The sequence below is a fragment of the Oleiharenicola lentus genome (assembly GCF_004118375.1).
GTDB classification, from domain to species: Bacteria; Verrucomicrobiota; Verrucomicrobiia; order Opitutales; family Opitutaceae; genus Lacunisphaera; species Lacunisphaera lenta.
Genome location: NZ_SDHX01000002.1, coordinates 973110 through 989162 on the forward strand (window position 1 = coordinate 973110; position 16053 = coordinate 989162).

The window sequence follows — 16053 nt, forward strand, 5'->3', positions numbered from 1 at the left end:
GTGGACACGAGTGAACTGGCTGGCTAGGCCTTCGACTTAGGCGACGAAAGCTCTTCCAGGCGACGCTTGAAGTCCTTCTGGACCGCCGCCGCCGCCCCAATGAAGTGCGCGAGCTGCTCGATCCGTTTTTGCAAATACTGTTTAGTTTCCTCGGCCTCCACTGCCGAGTCCAAAGTCTCGAAATACCTGCGTCGCGCCATCAGTCGGGTGACACCGATCACATCGCCTTCCTTGGCCTTCGCCTGGATACATTTCAGGTAGGCCTTGGTTCGAGGCGTCTTGGCCTGTTCGACAGCGGTCTCCAAAGCCACTTCGATAAGAATCCGAGCTGTTCGGTCCGTCCACACAATGAATCTCGCCATCTTCACCACGTCGGCCGACCTCTTATCCGTCGCACGTTTCTCGTCGAAATCCCGGATATAGTAACCATGTCGGCGATCAGGACTGATGGTCTCCAGTGCGCGTAATACGGGGTCGAATCCGGCGAAGGGATGCAACCCGCTCGGCATGGAATCCCGGTGACGCCAAAGTTGCAGAATAGCCGCAAAACACCGATCCTGCGCCTTGGCCCGCTCCTTGCCCGTTGCCTTATTCAGCTCAGTCATTTGCTCAGCCAGGTAGTGCGCCACCCAGCGGGACAGCGGGGTGGAGTGTGACTCCGATTTCAGGTCGGCGATCAGCGCCTCACCCAACTCGATAGTCTTTTTTGGGGTCTCGAAGCCAGCCATCGGCGGACAGAATGAAGATTTGGTGGGAGGATGGAACCCCGTATTCAGGGTATCGCCTTCCATAGCCGCGGTCGGTCTTGCGGTCAATCGACACGCTGAAGATCAGATGCCGTTTCGTTGCTCTGCACAGTTCGAGCAATAAATCGGGCGACGCCACCAACCGGCTGCCACTGCGGCAGAGGTTCTCTCGGTGGCCACGAGGGTGGCGCTCGCGCTCGCTCCATAGCTCCGCTCGGGCGACAAGATCGTGACGCTTGGCCCGGCGCCATTCGCGCCCTTCCAGATCGGTGGTCAATTTCAAGAGGGTCGCGAAGCTGGGTCCGATGCGAAAGCCGGGATAGCTGATTTCTCGCGCGAACGGATCCATACGGTCGAGGCGAGGATCTCCGCCGTTCCGTTCCAGTATCCACCCCTTTAGATCGAAGGGGGCATCGCCGAAACCGGCATCACGTTGCCGATAGTTGGGGAGAAAAAACCCACTGGGCTCCTCCGCCCAACGTAGGGAGTTTGCGAGCGCACTCGCCGCCTCTGGTCTGACGAGCGCGCTGCTCACCCGGACGGTTTCAACTCTTTGGGAATCATGATCGGTCCACGCTCCTTCGGCACACAGCCAGCCAGGTTGGTCGCTCGAGGCGCAGAGGCAATCGACGAAATCCGCCGTATTGACCGACCAGAGCCAGTGCTCCTCCCGCGAGTGCCGGAGCCAGGCGCGCCGCACGCGTGGCACAGGGTCTCGTCGGTCCGCCAGCCAGCGTCCATCAGTGCGGGTTAGGCGGTGACGGCGCAGCCAATAGTCCCATTCGTTCTCGTTATCATGTTGGTCCGCCGGTGTCACTACCCGCATCTTTTGCACCAGCTTGCCTGCCACGATGTGCATGGCATGGTAGGCAAAATAGAACTCCTGATCATCGGTCCGTGGGTAGTCGCACTTGTGGTAATGCACACCGCGGTCCTTGTTGAACCATTGGTGGTGGCGGGCGTCCTGCTTGAAGTCATCGCTCCCCACGCCGTTCAGGTCTTTCACGACGATTTCCTTGGCCAGCTCAATCACCTGCGCCTTGTCGGCACCGAATACATTCGCGAGTGGTTCGAGCCAGTGGTCGTCGAAATCCGTGTTAAATTGGTATTTGAGCGAGGCATCGACCTCGCCGCGCGTGTGCCACGGTGTCGAAATCGGCTTCGCGTTGGACTTCACCCGCCGACGCGGCCCGGTCGGCCGGCCGATGCGTTCGAGCCGGCGGAGGACGGAGGGTGTCAGTGTGCTCGGTTTCGCCTTAGCGACCCGCAGAGCGGCTTCCGCCGCGGTTCGCTGGATCAGGACATGCGGCAGGCCACCGTGCGCGATGCTGGCCAGTGCCTTCGCGTGGCCCACCAGCGTCTGCGGGTGGTCGACGGCGGCGCGATGCAGACCAAAGAGTAAGTAGAGACGCGCGTGCAGGTGGTAGAACAGATACGTGCGTCCTCCAAACGCCCCGCAGTTTCCGCGACGGTCCCATTCGAGGAGAGCCCGAATTAGGTGATCGCACCCGGATTCGGCCCAGCGTCGCACGCAATGCACCGCCTGCCAGCGAGTCTCGGCATAGGGCGAACCGAGCGCTGCCCACACAAAGCCGGCGAGAGACTCGGACGGGGATTCCGGGGCCCGGAGATGTTCCGTCCAGAGGCCATCGCCTCTTTCTTTACTGAGCTGACGCTCGAATCGCTGCAGACCAAAGTCCAACAGCTCACCCGCTTCCGCCGGTGACAAGCGCCAGGCGCCGCTGGCGATGAATCCGAAGAAGGCGCCGGCATGTAGCACGCCCTCCCACGCCGCCAAGCCCTCCCCGATGCCTACGCAGATCGCCTCCATTTCGGTGTCGTTGATCCCGTGGAAATCCCGCAGGGCGCCGCGGCGGTAAAAATTACAGAGCTCAAACGCGCACCGCCGTCCCACCTTGCCGAGGTAGTCGGGCCAGTAGCGGCTGACCGAAGCGAGGTGCAACCAGCGCTTCCGTGCAGCCGCGATGATATGCCCGAAAGTGACGTAACTGGCGTCGGCCTCCTCAAGCGTGAGAGCCAGGAAGGCAGTTTCGCGGCCTACAGGAACCCGGTCGAGAAGTTCGGGCAGAGAGGACCGCCACGAGCCGGCCTTGTCGAGCGCGGAGCGCGCCAGCTGTAGGCCCTCCGCCGTTGACACGTCCGCGCCCGGGATGGAAGCCCAAGCCGCCGCCCATGCTTGCTTTTCCTTTTCTTCCTCGGCCGGGTTGGGTGCGAGCGAGGGGCCGGCGTGCGCCACCATCTCGGCCTTCGCCGGCTGCGATGGCACTATCAAACCCCTCTGCGCCGCAACTGCCATTAGCTTTTCCATGGAAGTGCCATGGCCATGCTCCATTGACAGGTCAGACTCCAATCGCGCCAGCAACTCTGGCAGCCTTGAAGAATCGGTCTCGGCAGCTAAACATGAGCACGCGAATTCCTCCGAGCCCCGACAGGCTTCAAAACCGCTTAGACCCCAAGCCTCCTTGGTCGACACCGCCTTTCGCTCCAACAATTCCTCTGCGACAGCGATGACCTGCTCACCGAACCAACCGATCTCTCGGTCCCGCCATCGGCTGAGGCCCGCAATACCCGCCGCAGGGTTGAGGTGTGTCACTTCTCGGATTGCGTCGCATCTCTCGAATTTGTCGCTAGTGCCTTCGTAGTCGCCTACCTCCTCCGCGACGCGCAACATGCGATATGCGAGTTCTTGAGCGGCTGCGCCGCCTGCCGCGCGCCGCTCCGCGACGGCCATAATAGCCTGCCACCGCTCCAGCACTTCATCGCCAAACCGCGAAATCACCTGCCCCGCTTCGTCAAAATAGGCCGCAGCCTCAGCGCGCTTCGCGACCAGGACCGCGCGAGCCAGGTTCATATAGGAAGAGGCATGGTCCTGTGGGTTGCCTTCCCAAGGCCCCCGCAGTTCGGCAACACAGGACTCTTCCATTGGTGCTCGCAGGGCCTCCAAGTGCGAAAGACGCAGCGCTGCTCGAAGCACTGGGATGCGCCGTCCGAGCCAAAACTTGAAGGTCTTGCTCCTGATCGTTCCGTCGAGGAACGCCTGCAACTCTGTGTCCGAGACATTGCGTTTCCACATCAGCGTCGCGAAGCGCGCATCAGCTATCTCGAGCCTGAGGCGTCCCTCGGACCTATAGTTCGAGATATAAGCTGAGTTGGAGCGCTCCCGCGCCTTGTCTAGCGCGATGGCACAGGCATCGGGCACGCCGACTAGCAGTTTCGCTCGTAGGAAATACCACGGTATGAGCGCCGCGAGAAAGGAGTCGCCTTCCTTCTCATCGGCGGAGCGTTGGATTTTCTGCGCGGATTCGGCGGGCTCGGGCGGCAGCATGTTTCCAAGCGTCGGTTCGTCCGCGCCCGCGAGCACCGCGCGCAGCGCTGCTGCACGGAGAAAGTGCTCTCGGTGATCACCTCCGTAGTCGCTACGCACATTCCTATCCGCCGTGAGCGCAACACACCTATCGAGCGCCGCCCGGATCTCGGTCACCGGTAAACCGTGCGCCGCACAGGCTTCTAGCGTGGAAATAACGGCGGCGACGAGCGGGTTGCGCAGCTCAAATTGCGGCGCCCCCTTGGCTAAGTCGGTGTCATTGACGAGGAACTTAAGCGTGGCATCGAGTGTGCCTGCCGGTGGCAGATGCCCTACCTGGCCCAGCTCGTGCGCGACTGCGAGCATGAGGAATGGCACTTTCAGACCCTGCCGCGCGATCTCCTCGATTTCTTGGAACCGGCCGGCGTCGACCAACCGGGAAATCACAGGACCGCCCAGTCGGAATGGTAGGTCACGCGGGCGCCAACGACCCATTTCCTCGACCAGCCCCTTGGGGCCGTCCAGCGCGAGGTGAGCCCATAGCATTTCGACAAGGTGGTGGTCCTCTACCCGGCGCGGGCGCGGGCCCCAGCTTCCCTTTTCCTTTTTGTTGTCCTCGGCCACGACCGCATACAGCCAGCCCATACCGGATCGCAGGTAACCGCGACCCTCGCCCTTGAAGTCCGGCACCGAGCACAATAGAGACGCTGTATAGAGATTCTCGCAGCCTGGCCAGGCGCGGCCGAGCTTGTGCTGCAGCGCGAGCTCCTGCACCCGGTGGGGGGCCAGCAACACGGCGACCAGGTCGGTGTTTTCGGCGAACATTGCCAACTGCCGCCCGTCTCCTGCCATCTCCTCACCGGCCCTGAACGCAATCCGCATCGCGTCTGCCAGTTTTCGCTCGCCCATTGCTGCCTTGAAGGCGAATTGGAGTCGATCAATCCGCACCGCGCGTTCATCGAGCTGGTTGTTGACCGGGAGGTGTGCGTCAGACAAGGCAAGGTCGATGACCTGCTGGTAATCTCCGGCGCGGAAGAGCAACCGAGGCAACGCCTGCGCCACGTAGGTAAACTGGCCGGCGAGCGGTTTGAGCCGCGTGGCAAACTCGGCGATTCGGCTCTGATCGGCACTGAAGCGCTTCAGGAACCAGGTTTCTGTTGGTTCGTCCCGGAACTGAACTGAATTGTCCGTCAGGAGCAGCGCCCGACCCAGGTCGAATGCGAAGCTGCGTATTTCCTCAATGCTAACACCGGCGGCGCGTGCCAACACCTCCAGCGGGATAAACGGGGGCAGGTTGGCGAGGCCGTAGCAGATCGCGTCCATCTGCGCAGCGAAAGCCATGCCGTGGGTCGACTTCAGGGTCGCAGTCGCCTTGTCGAGCCGGGCGGCGATCTGGTCGTCCACGCCAGTGACACGAGGACCAAGATTGGTGAGGACTCCCGTAAGCGTGGCACCGGGCAGTCCCATCTCCTGAGCCTGAACCCGCGGGTTGCCCATCGAAAGTCGGTGAAATTCGTTTACGTCGTTGTCGGTGGCCTCTGGGAACTTGGTTCGCAGGTGAGCCGCGCTCTCCGCCCAGCTGAATTCCCGCAGCGACATAGGGCGCACCGTAGGCGCAGGCCTAAGCAGGTGTTTTCGCTCGGAACGGCAAAGCATCGTTAGGCAGCATCCAGGCGGCAGCTTCACTTGGAGCAGCTCTGCCGCGAAGCAGGGCTGGGGAGGAGGACCGGCTGCGACCATCTCCGCGTTGTCGGCAGCGTCCACGAGCAACACCAGCTTCGCGCCTGATGTCTTCTCGCGCAGGGCCGTCACCGCCTGTTGCAAGCGGAGCGCGAACGCCTTGAAAAATTCGTGGGGATCGACGCCATCGCGCGGCAGTAATGGCTGGCAAAGACCGTGAACCGCCAGCTCGTTCGCCATTTGCACCAGCGCGTCACGCGCCCGATGCCGCGGTTGCGCGGGATTGCGGTAGGTCGCGTTTCCGAAGCAATCGTAGACCAGCGCTACCGAGCCGGAGGGCACCGATCGAGCGATCTGGCAGGCGACAACCGTCTTCCCGACTCCTCCCTCGGCATGGATGATCGCCGGCGCGGAATCGTCGAGAACGTGCGCCAATAGCTCATCATGCTGTTCTCGCCTGAGCAGTTGGTCCGGCGGGTCGAAGGCGGGCAGTGCCGGGAAGAGCTGTTCCGCCGTCGCGTTGAGCCGTAGCAGCACGTCTTCCCGGCGGATCAAGCCGTCGGCACGGCCGCGCTCGTCCTTCGGCATCACCCGATCCGCGACAAGATTGACGAGCCGGTCCGCGTCATCGCTATCCACGAAGCCGACCACACACTCAGTGAGTTCGCCATGTAGCAGACGTTTCTGAGCGGCATATTCCTGCTCTCCGTCGCGGAACACGAGTTTCTTGAAGAAATTCTGCACGGCTTCACCCTTCAGTCCTGTGGCGGCCACGAGATCACGATGAAGTTTCGTAGTGGCCGCGGCGCCGGTGGCCAATTCGCCCGCGGCCGCCTTGAGGTTTGCCGCTACAGGACGGTTACTCACGAAGGCAAAGAAATGCTCGCGTTTCCTTGTATCGGTCGCGGTCGACTTCACCACTGCGCGAAACCGCTCCCCAAATCCCTCCAGCGTCCCCTTAAGTTCGCTCAATACGAAATGCTGGTCCACGCGCCGCGTCGAATGCTTGAGCTGGCTGTAGGTGACCATCTCGCTGCCATCAGGCCTGTTCTCGTATTCCGAAAGATCGATGACGTATTCGCCAGGCAGCGGCTCCGTTGAGGCCTCCACTCCGATCGCCGTGAGCGGCGAGCGCGGATGAGCCATGCGTAAACAGCGCCGGGCCGCCCAGCGATAGTGGAACATGTCTCCTGCCCGCGAATCGCGAACCTTCGTGTTCGGCGGATTGGTAAGCGGATTGGGATCTTGGTCGGGTGTCATGGACGACGCGTTGGCGGAGTCCTGTATCATCCTATTAGCCTCTGCTCCGGTGCCTCGAACGGCAACCCGCAAAGCTTCCGACAAGGATTGCCGGCTTAGATGCCAGGTGCGGAAGGATGCAACCTCACAGTCCTCCAGCTCTGCCCGATCTGCGTCGTCACGCTGCATGACTTTGCGCGAGCGCGACGCGGTGCTTGGCCCGCGCAACTCACATCGAGTTCTTCGCCTAAGCGGCCAAGCGGCTCTTCTGGCAGGCTGATTTCTTGTGGAAGCTGACTTGGTCGGGAAATGTGCGTGCCGCCCTCCGAGGTGGATCGGTTTCTTTACCTAGTCACTGTCCAGGGACGCGACGGATCGAAATCTCACATGAAGGTAAGCTTCGAGATATCTCCAACCGCAGGTATCTCCAAGATGAAGGCGAAGAGAGGAAGCCCGCCCTCAGCGAGTTTGGCCTGAACCCCAACATACTGAGTTCCGAATAGGGCGTAGAGTGAGGCGGCTTACCGTCGGTCGAATCGCGTCTCATCGATTCCATTGAGGCTTCAGCAAGGCTGCGGCGTAAACCGCATGCGTGATTTACATGCAAGCCATTGTATAACAATACGTTAAATCCTTCACCCTTTCCAGCTCTAGGGATCGAAATCGGCTCGCTACAAAACGAGGAAAGTCTAGGATGGATCGTGTATATCCTTATCTACGAGCACTTTGAATGCCGTTACCACACTCTCTTAACTGAGCGGGTGGAGTATCCCTTAATTTGGAGTCAGGACTGTTTCGCAGCCCGCGCGGCCGCCTTGGCCGCGTTGATTTTTGCTAGGGTTGCCCGCGCGGCCGCGAGCTTCCGCTCGGATTTTGACGCACCTCCCTTAGCACCCAGTTGGCCCATCACCGCCTTGACGGATGTTGCAGCTACGGGAGGTGGTGGTGGCGGCGGCGGTGCTTGCACGGCTGGCTCAACGAAGAGAGCTCTCAAGCCGGCCAAGTTCGGGCTGCCTTTGCCTCCTTTCTCCGCCCACACCGCCAAGTTCGTGATCCCCATCACGAGGTCGGCATTGAGGGGAGGTAGTCCTGGCCAGATTTCAACAGCCACGTTGCGAAACTTATACAGTGCCGATCTCGCGGCCAACGCAGTCGCCGAGAGGCTGTTCAACTTCGAGGGAGACATGCGATCACGTAACCGGGTTGGGCAGCGTGAGACAAGCGGCGGACATCTCTTCAACGTAGCTATGTCGGCACCTAATCGAGTCCAGCAGAGGGCAACGCCCGCGTCGCAGCCCGAGCTGCGGGTCCGATTTGCGATATGGATAATTGGTAAGAGAGACCGTCACGGAAGCCGCCTTGGAGGGTGGAATACGGAGGAGACCTATCTTTTCCGTGACGCCACCTCCGAGCACATGAAAGCCAACCGCAACACTCTCGACGTGCGGACCAACACGCAACCGAAACGGCTTCGGGCAACCGCCAACAGCGAGGAGATAATCTCTTCCACGATGAATGCCACTAACCGCCCGTGCGCCCTCGTGATCGTTAAGAGCAACCGCTGGGTGCTGCCGGTCCAGCTTCACCAGAGCCCTCTCTTCCCTGCCGCCGCACACTCCACGCATGAGTCGCTCCTGCGCACTCATGTGGCCGGCGCCACCACTGTGACCCGAAAGCGCCAGCAACCGAAGGGCTTCGGACGACGGGCGGAGGAGGAGACCTATCTTTTCCGTGACGCCATCCCCCAACACATGAACGCCACCCACAACAACCGCAGCACACGGACCCTCTCCCAACCGAACCCGATTCGGGCGAGCGCCAGCCGCGAGGAGATAATCTCTTCCACTATGAACGCCACCACCCGCCCCAACGCCACCGTGATCAACGAGAGCAACCGCTGGGTGCGGCCAGTCCCCTTCACCCCGGTGGGTGACCACTTCACGTATGCGTCGCCCGTGGGCACCCATGCGATTGTTGCCAATACGGACGCGCAAAAGCGCTCGCAACCGAAGCCCTTCGGACAACGGGCAGTGTGGGAGACCTATCTTTTCCGTGACGCCACCCTCCAACACATGAACGCCACCCAAAACAACTGCAGCTCACGGAACTCCTCCCAACCGAACCCGATTCGGGCGAGCGCCAGCCGCGAGGAGATAATCTCTTCCACAATGAACGCCATCACCCGCCCCAGCGCCACCGTGATCGTAGAGAGCCACCGGCATGAGCTGCCGTTCCACCTTCACCTAGCCACGTGGGTCTGCCCGGTCGCCCTGTTCGACCAGATGACGATCGTGCGCTGCGGGAAGATGATCGTCGCCACGACCAAGAGCGCATCACCGAAGCGGCTTCGGACAACGAAGTGAAGGCGAGTCCATCTATTCATTACCACCAGGAAACACGAACTCCTCCCCGAACATGAAAAACCTCTCCTCCATTCGTCGCAGCAGCACCGCCCTGCTCCGCTGGGCCGCCGGCGCCAAGCTCACCGACCGCGGCACGACCTTCTGGACAAAAGTCCCCACCTCCCGGCCCGTCCGCCGCACTCAGGGGCGCCGCTGCGTCCGCGGCTCCTACCCGAGCCAGAAGATGGGGGTGACCATCCAGTTTGAGGCTCACCGGACTGAGCTGATGCTGATCCACCACCTCGAGAACGACCACAGTGTCATCGAATACTACGACCAGCCGGTCACCCTGAAGCTCGTCTATCTCGATGCCGATGGCCGCAAGGTCGGCTGCTTCACCACCCCTGATTTTGCCGTCGCCGAAGCGGAGTGCGCCTACTTCGTGGAGGCCAAGACAGAGGAGGACCTGCGGAAGCTCGCAGAGGAAAAGCCCAACCGCTACGTGCGCCAGCAGGATGGTTCGTGGCGCTGCCCCCCGGGCGAGGAGGCCGCGGCCGGATTCGGGATGGGCTACCGGATCGTGGTCGCTGACCTCCTGAGTTCGGAGCTCACCCGCAACATCATCTACCTGGAGGACTATAGCCGGCGGAACTGCCCCGCCCCGGCGCCGAAGCTGGTGACGAAGGTGCTGGAAACCGTGAAGGACAACCAGGGCATCACCTACCCGGCGCTACTCGCAGAGCTGAGGTCGGAGGGGCTCTGCGCCGACGACCTCAATAACATGATCTACCGAGGAACTGTCTATGTCGATCTGCGGGCAGTGCTGCTCATTGACCACGAGAGCGTGAGGATTTTTTCGGACCAGACTACGGCTGTCGCGAACGAGGCGATCGAAAAAGCCAAAGCCCTGCCTGCCACGGGCACTGAGGGGCCGGTCCACTTTGTCCCCACCGCCAAGGTCCGGTGGAAAGGCACCAATCACACCATCACGCACGTGGATGACCAGATCGTCCATCTCATGCAGGATGGCGACGGCAAGCTCACCCCCGTGAAGCGTATCGACCTGGAGCTTGATGTCTTCGCAGGCAAGGCGACCGGGATTGTATCGGAACATACCCGGGAGCAGGCAGCGGCAGACAAGATCGCCACCGCGGGACCCGCACGCCTGCAAGAAGCCGTCAATCGCTGGCAGACCATTCAACCTTATCTGGAGGACCGTCGGCGGCTGAAGCGTGCGCCCAAACGGAAACGTCGCACCTTTAGCCGCTGGATCGAGGACTACCGTGAGGCGCAGGATTCGTTCGGAAACGGATTTGTCGGGCTGCTGCCTGAGATTCGCGATGGACGCGCCGGCAGCCATCTCGATGAGGCGGTCGACGAGCTGATGATCAAGATCATCAAGGAATACTTTGAAACGAACGTCAGCCCCACGATCTCCGATGCTTATGGAAAGTTGCTGGTGGCCTGCCAAGAACAGGACTTAGGGGCCCCGAGCCTGAAGACATTTGGTCGGCGCGTCCGTCTGCGCCCGCAATACGAGCAGACCCGCAAGCGCAAGGGTGGCCGACCGGCGACTCAACGTGCCAAGTTTTACTTCTTCCTGGACCAGACCACCCCGGTCCACGGAGACCGGCCCTTCGAGATCGCTCACATCGATCATACTGAATTGGACCTGGAACTGGTCTGCCCCCGAACCGGGAAGAATCTCGGACGCCCTTGGTTGACGCTCATGATCGATGCGCGGACCCGTCGCATCCTCGCCACGCACGTTTCGCTCTTCGCCGAGAACACCGAGTCGTGCATGATGGTCATGCGGGAATGCGTCCGGAGGCATCACCGGCTGCCCCAAACCCTGGTGGTCGATAACGGCAAAGGGTTCAACAGCCTCTACTTCGAGGTGCTGCTCGCGAACTTCGGGATCACCAAAAAGTCACGCCCGGCGGGACACCCGCGCTTCGGGTCGGTCTGCGAGCGCATCTTCGGCACCATTAACACCCAGTTCATCCACAACCTCCGCGGCAACACCAAGCTGATGAAAAATGTTCGTCAGGTGTCCAAGGAGTTCAATCCGAAGACCCTGGCCGCGTGGGCGCTGGAGGAGCTCGACGACCGCATGAAGTTTTACTGCCACGAGGTTTACGACACCAACGAGCATTCGTCCCTCGGGCGCAGCCCCCGGGACGAGATGGCTGCGATCATCGAGGCCACCGGCCGACGCCAGCACACGTTCATTCCCTATAACTTTCTGTTTCAGGTCCTCACGTTGCCATCAACCAAGAGCGGCGTGGCCAAGGTCCATGCCCAGAAGGGAGTTCACATCAACTATCTCGACTACTGGAACAGCGCCTTCACCGATCCCAAGCTGGAGGGCACGCAAGTGCCCGTGCGCTACGACCCGTGGGACTCGTCCGTCGCCTACGCTTTTGTCCATGGTGCCTGGCTCCCGTGCATTTCGAGTCATGCGATGCTGTTCAAGAACTATAGCCAGAGGGCACTGAAGCTGGCCGCGGAGGAATACCGGGCCAGGCGCAAGAAAAGTGGCCAGAACAAAAACGTAACGGCACTCCGGCTCGCCAAGTTCATGGCGGAGGTGAAGGAGGAGGAAACCTTCCTCATCCTTCGCGCCAAGGAGGTTGCCAGCCGCGGCGATGCGCAGCTCGTCGACGAACAGACGAAGCCGCAGGACCAGCAGCCCAAGGATCCGCCCGTCGCCGATCAGGGACAGCCGGAGGAACCCGCTGACCAGGAAACCGAACAGGAATTTGAGATCGTGAACGAATAATCACTCCTATGCAAAACCCAGACCACATCCGCGCCGCCCAGAAAGCAAAGGCGGCACTCGACAACTCGCTGGTGAAACACACCCGCTTTGACGAGGCCCTGAAAACGATCGAAGCAGCCCTCCTGTTCCCCACGGACACCCGGTTGCTTTGGGTGATCGGACCCAGCGGAGCGGGGAAAACCCGTCTCGCCCAGACCGTTGAAAAGTTGATCCACAAGATCGTCGCCGACAAGCTCGTGAGCGATCCCGGCTGCGTTCCCTGCGTCAGCTTCGAGGTGCCGTGCCCCGAGCTGGGTCATCGGTTCAGCTGGAATGAGCACCACTGGCGGTATCTCGACAAGTTGCAGTCGCCCCTCTCCCCGGATGGCGCAAACTGGCCGCCCCTGCCGCGGGTCGATCCGAAGCGCGGTCTGGAGCATGCCGTCCTCAATGCCCTGCACTACCGGAATCCCTTGGGGGTCCTCCTTGACGAGACCAATCACTTTGCGTCGGTAACCAGCGGCAAGGTGTTGTTCGACCAGACCAACCGCCTGAAGAGTTTCGCGAACCGGTCAAGGGTGCTGCACATTTGCTTCGGCACCTACGAGGTCGCTCAGATGGCATCCATTTCCGGGCAGCTGGCGCGGCGCAGCGACATCATCCACCTCTCGCGTTACCGGGCCGATGTCACAGCGGACTACGCGGCATTCAAGTCCGTGGTCCGCGCCTTCCAGAAGTGCCTTCCGGTGGTGCATCACCTCGATCTGCGCACGCAAACGGAGTATCTGCACGAACGCTCCATCGGGCTGGTCGGTGTGCTTAAGGGGTGGCTCATCAAGGCCCTGGCGCACGCCAACGGCGACGGGCGGAGCGCAATTACGATGAAGGACCTGGAGGCCACGGCCATGCCCGTCAACAAACTGCGCCTGCTGCTCCATGAGGCCACGGAGGGAGAGCATATCATGAACGATGGCGAGACTCAGCTCGATCTCTTCCGGAAGGACTTGGGGCTGGGGGGCAAGCCCCCTCGCAGCAGGGATGGGACGGGTGACCTTTTCGGCTCGCAGGATGGTGAACCTGAACCCGCTGAGAAGACTCCTTTCTCCAAGGCCAAACCATTTGAGCTCGCCCCCGAGCGCTTGCCGGTCGGTGGGGCATTCGACGGTAGCGTCGGGGCACTCGCGGGGTGACCGGACGATGACAGCCAACATACAGACACCGCCGCGCAGCACTCTGTTCAGAGTGCTGCCGCAGGGCCTCGCAACCGGTCGGATCGAAAGTCTCACGAGCTACGTCACCCGGCTGGCTGCCGCTCACCTTGTCACCCCCCTGACGCTCTTGCGCCGCGGGCTCGCCTGGTGGGACGAAGGGAACCCAAACCGGGTGGGCGAATGGGGTCGGCAGCGACCCAGTTTACGACTCAGCAACTGCATCAACGCGCACGCTTCCGGCGAGCGCTGGTGCCGCTTGCTTGAGCGACTGACCTGCATCGAAGACCTGTCGTCATGCACGATGCGGGCATGGGCGGACTTGTTCCCATCCCGCGGGCTCCTGCGCGACTATCTCGCTTGGTGCCCGGCTTGTCTGGCGGAACAAACCGAACCATACGATCCCCTGCTTTTCTGTATCCAGGAAATCAAAGCATGCAGTCGTCATCGGTGCCGGCTGGTCGAACGGTGCCCTCACTGCGGGAGCGAGGTGCCGGTGCTTCACGCGCGCTCCGCGCCCGGGGCCTGCCCCAAATGCAAGATGCCCCGCCATGCCGCGGGGCTGCACCTGAAGATCGCGCCGGAGGAGGAAGTGCAGGTCGCGCTCCTGGCGGAAGATTTCCTATTAGCGACGGCGACCAACCGCCGGCGTCAATGGAGGCGCACCTGCGAGGTGGCAGAAGTGCTGCAGAGGTGCGTGACCGCCGCGGACGTGCCAGACGCCGCTGCCCTTGGCCGCGTGGTCAATGTCAGCCGGATCACCGCATGGGGCTGGCTCAACGGCAAATCGGCCCCGGATTTCTCGTTCACGCTGCGCCTCTGTCACTGCTTTGGCCTGAGCGTGGAGGACTTCCTGAGTGGTCGCATCCCGTCGACGCTCGTGCTTCGCGTCTGGGAGGAGCTGCCGATCCGTCCAACTCGGCGCCGCCCCGGCCGTCATGATGACATCGGTTTGGCGCAGGCTGTTGTGCGTTACTGCGAAAAGCGAACGCAGCGGCCACCCAGTCTGGCTGAGGTCGCGGAGGCCGTGAGTGTCTCGCCGCGCGTGCTGCGCAAACGATTTCCGGCGCTGTGCAACGACATCAGCAGCCGTTGGCGCGAGTTCGTTCGGACGCGGCGGATCGCCCGCGAGGAAGAGCTGCGCCGGACGATCCGCGATGTCGCGCTGCGAGAGAAAATCAAGCGCGGCAGAATCCGGAGGTGCGACTTGATCAAACTGCTGCCCAAGCCGGGCGTCCTGCGTAGCGCCGCCACCCGCGACCTGGTCAAACAAACCCTGCTGGATCTGGAGAACTGACCATGCGCATCGTTGCAATTTCAGACACGCATCACCGACACGAGCAGGTCGTCGTTCCTGACGGTGATGTGTTAGTTCACGCCGGTGACCTGACCCGATCGGGCGACCCCGCCGAGGTAATCGAGGTTATGCGGTGGCTCACGCGCCTCCCGCATCGCCATAAAATCTTTATCGCGGGAAACCATGATTGGGTTTTCGAGCTCCAGCCTGCTGTCGCAGCCGGCCTCGTCCCCGCCGGCGTCACCTACTTGCAGGACTCGGGCTGTGAAATTGACGGGGTGAGATTCTGGGGTTCACCGGTGCAGCCGACGTTTCTGAACTGGGCATTCAACCGAGCGCGCGGGGAGGAGATCGACCGGCACTGGCAGCAAATTCCAATAGGTATTGACGTGTTGATCACCCATGGACCTCCCCACGGGTTACTCGATCTGGCAGGAAGTGAGCATGCCGGATGTGAAATGCTCCGGCGTCGGGTCGAGATCATCCGTCCAGTTTGTCACATCTTCGGCCACATCCACGGAGCGAGGGGCACGGACACACTCGGCTCGACGAGGCTGATCAACGCGGCGATCTGCACCGAGGACTACCGGCCCATCAATCCGCCGTTTGTGTTGGATCTCCAAGACGGCATCGCGGCGATTCACTCAGGAGCAGGGCTTTCCCCATGAATAACGATCACGACTATATCCGCCTTACGAAAATCTGGGAGCGTTCCTCGTCGGCTGCAGCGGCGTTACAAGATGCTCTCACGCACGTTCCTCCTGAGGGTGCATTCGGGCATAGGCTTGGCCTGGGCTATATAATCGACGGCTGGTTTCTCGCGAATCCCACCGTCGGGCGTCCCATGATGGTGCTGCGGTTCCGGCGGAATGGACTTTGCAATCTGGGGCTTTTCACCTCGTCCCTGATACTCAACGTAAGTGAAGCAGAAATCCGCACGGAAAATTCGATCTACAAAGTCGAGCGTCGGTGGTTCGAGACTGAAACATGCCATATCGAACATTAGCTGCGAGGGAAATGACCCCACCGCGACTCAAAGTCCTATTCGTCTGCGCCATGAATATACAGCGCAGCGTGACGGCCGAGCGCCTCTATCGAGACGATGAGCGTCTGGAGGTTCGATCGGCTGGTGTCCGCCATGGAGCAAAGCGTCGAGTGTGCGAAGCTGACCTTGAATGGGCGGATGCAGTCTATGTCATGGAGCATGATCACAAGCTTTGGATATCGATGCGTTTTGAAGGGATCGCCCTGCCTCCGATTGATGTCCTCGATATTCCGGATCGTTTCGAGCTCATGGCTGACGAGCTCCAACGGACCCTCCGGACACTACTTGATCCGAGAATTGCGCACCTGTGCAACAAGACGCCCACGAAGGGCCACCGGCCATGAATACTCATTCCCCTCGCGGACAGAAAACGCCGCAATTCGAGCACGTAAGGTCAGCAAACTTCATCG

Annotated in this window: 9 protein-coding genes and 1 pseudogene; 8 read left to right on the forward strand and 2 right to left on the reverse strand. The window is 61.3% G+C overall.

The genetic code is table 11. The annotated features are described in order from the left end of the window. Nucleotides 1-23 precede the first annotated feature (23 nt). Both ESB00_RS17785 and ESB00_RS17790 read right to left on the reverse strand, forming a co-directional pair. Nucleotides 24-728, reverse strand: coding sequence for a hypothetical protein (locus ESB00_RS17785; protein WP_129049319.1), 705 nt, complete (start codon nt 726-728; stop codon nt 24-26). Beyond that, nucleotides 685-7011 carry a protein-tyrosine phosphatase family protein gene (locus ESB00_RS17790; RefSeq protein ID WP_129049322.1) on the reverse strand — a complete coding sequence of 2109 codons (6327 nt, stop codon included), beginning with the start codon at nt 7009-7011 and terminating at the stop codon, nt 685-687. Before ESB00_RS17790 ends, ESB00_RS17785 begins: the two co-directional genes overlap by 44 nt. Before the next feature lie 1394 nt (nt 7012-8405). On the opposite strand from ESB00_RS17790, the gene ESB00_RS17795 reads away from it, so the two are divergent. From ESB00_RS17795 to ESB00_RS17825, 8 genes and pseudogenes are all read left to right on the forward strand, one after another. Beyond that, nucleotides 8406-9353: a hypothetical protein gene (locus ESB00_RS17795; RefSeq protein ID WP_129049325.1), complete on the forward strand. Its 948-nt coding sequence runs from the start codon at nt 8406-8408 to the stop codon at nt 9351-9353. A 265-nt stretch (nt 9354-9618) separates the two neighbouring features. Next, on the forward strand, nt 9619-12114 hold the full coding sequence (locus ESB00_RS17800) for a Mu transposase C-terminal domain-containing protein (protein ID WP_164976294.1): 2496 nt from the start codon (nt 9619-9621) through the stop codon (nt 12112-12114). Nucleotides 12115-12122: 8 nt separating this feature from the next. After that, on the forward strand, nt 12123-13283 hold the full coding sequence (locus ESB00_RS17805; RefSeq protein ID WP_129049331.1) for an AAA family ATPase: 1161 nt from the start codon (nt 12123-12125) through the stop codon (nt 13281-13283). 7 nt (nt 13284-13290) lie between these two features. Then, nucleotides 13291-13749, forward strand: a pseudogene (locus ESB00_RS20250) (TniQ family protein); the annotation flags it as partial. Between the two features lie 93 nt (nt 13750-13842). Continuing rightward, a complete protein-coding gene (locus tag ESB00_RS20060; RefSeq protein WP_246026519.1) occupies nt 13843-14598 on the forward strand; it encodes a hypothetical protein in 756 nt (251 codons plus the stop codon). A 2-nt stretch (nt 14599-14600) separates the two neighbouring features. Further along, complete coding sequence (locus ESB00_RS17815; RefSeq protein WP_129049335.1) at nt 14601-15266, forward strand: metallophosphatase domain-containing protein; 666 nt, start codon at nt 14601-14603, stop codon at nt 15264-15266. Then, nucleotides 15263-15604, forward strand: a complete 342-nt coding sequence (locus ESB00_RS17820; protein ID WP_129049337.1) for a hypothetical protein — start codon at nt 15263-15265, stop codon at nt 15602-15604. The genes ESB00_RS17815 and ESB00_RS17820 overlap by 4 nt, the downstream gene beginning before the upstream one ends. Nucleotides 15605-15654: 50 nt before the next feature. Beyond that, nucleotides 15655-15987 carry a hypothetical protein gene (locus tag ESB00_RS17825; RefSeq protein ID WP_218938780.1) on the forward strand — a complete coding sequence of 111 codons (333 nt, stop codon included), beginning with the start codon at nt 15655-15657 and terminating at the stop codon, nt 15985-15987. Nucleotides 15988-16053: the final 66 nt, after the last annotated feature.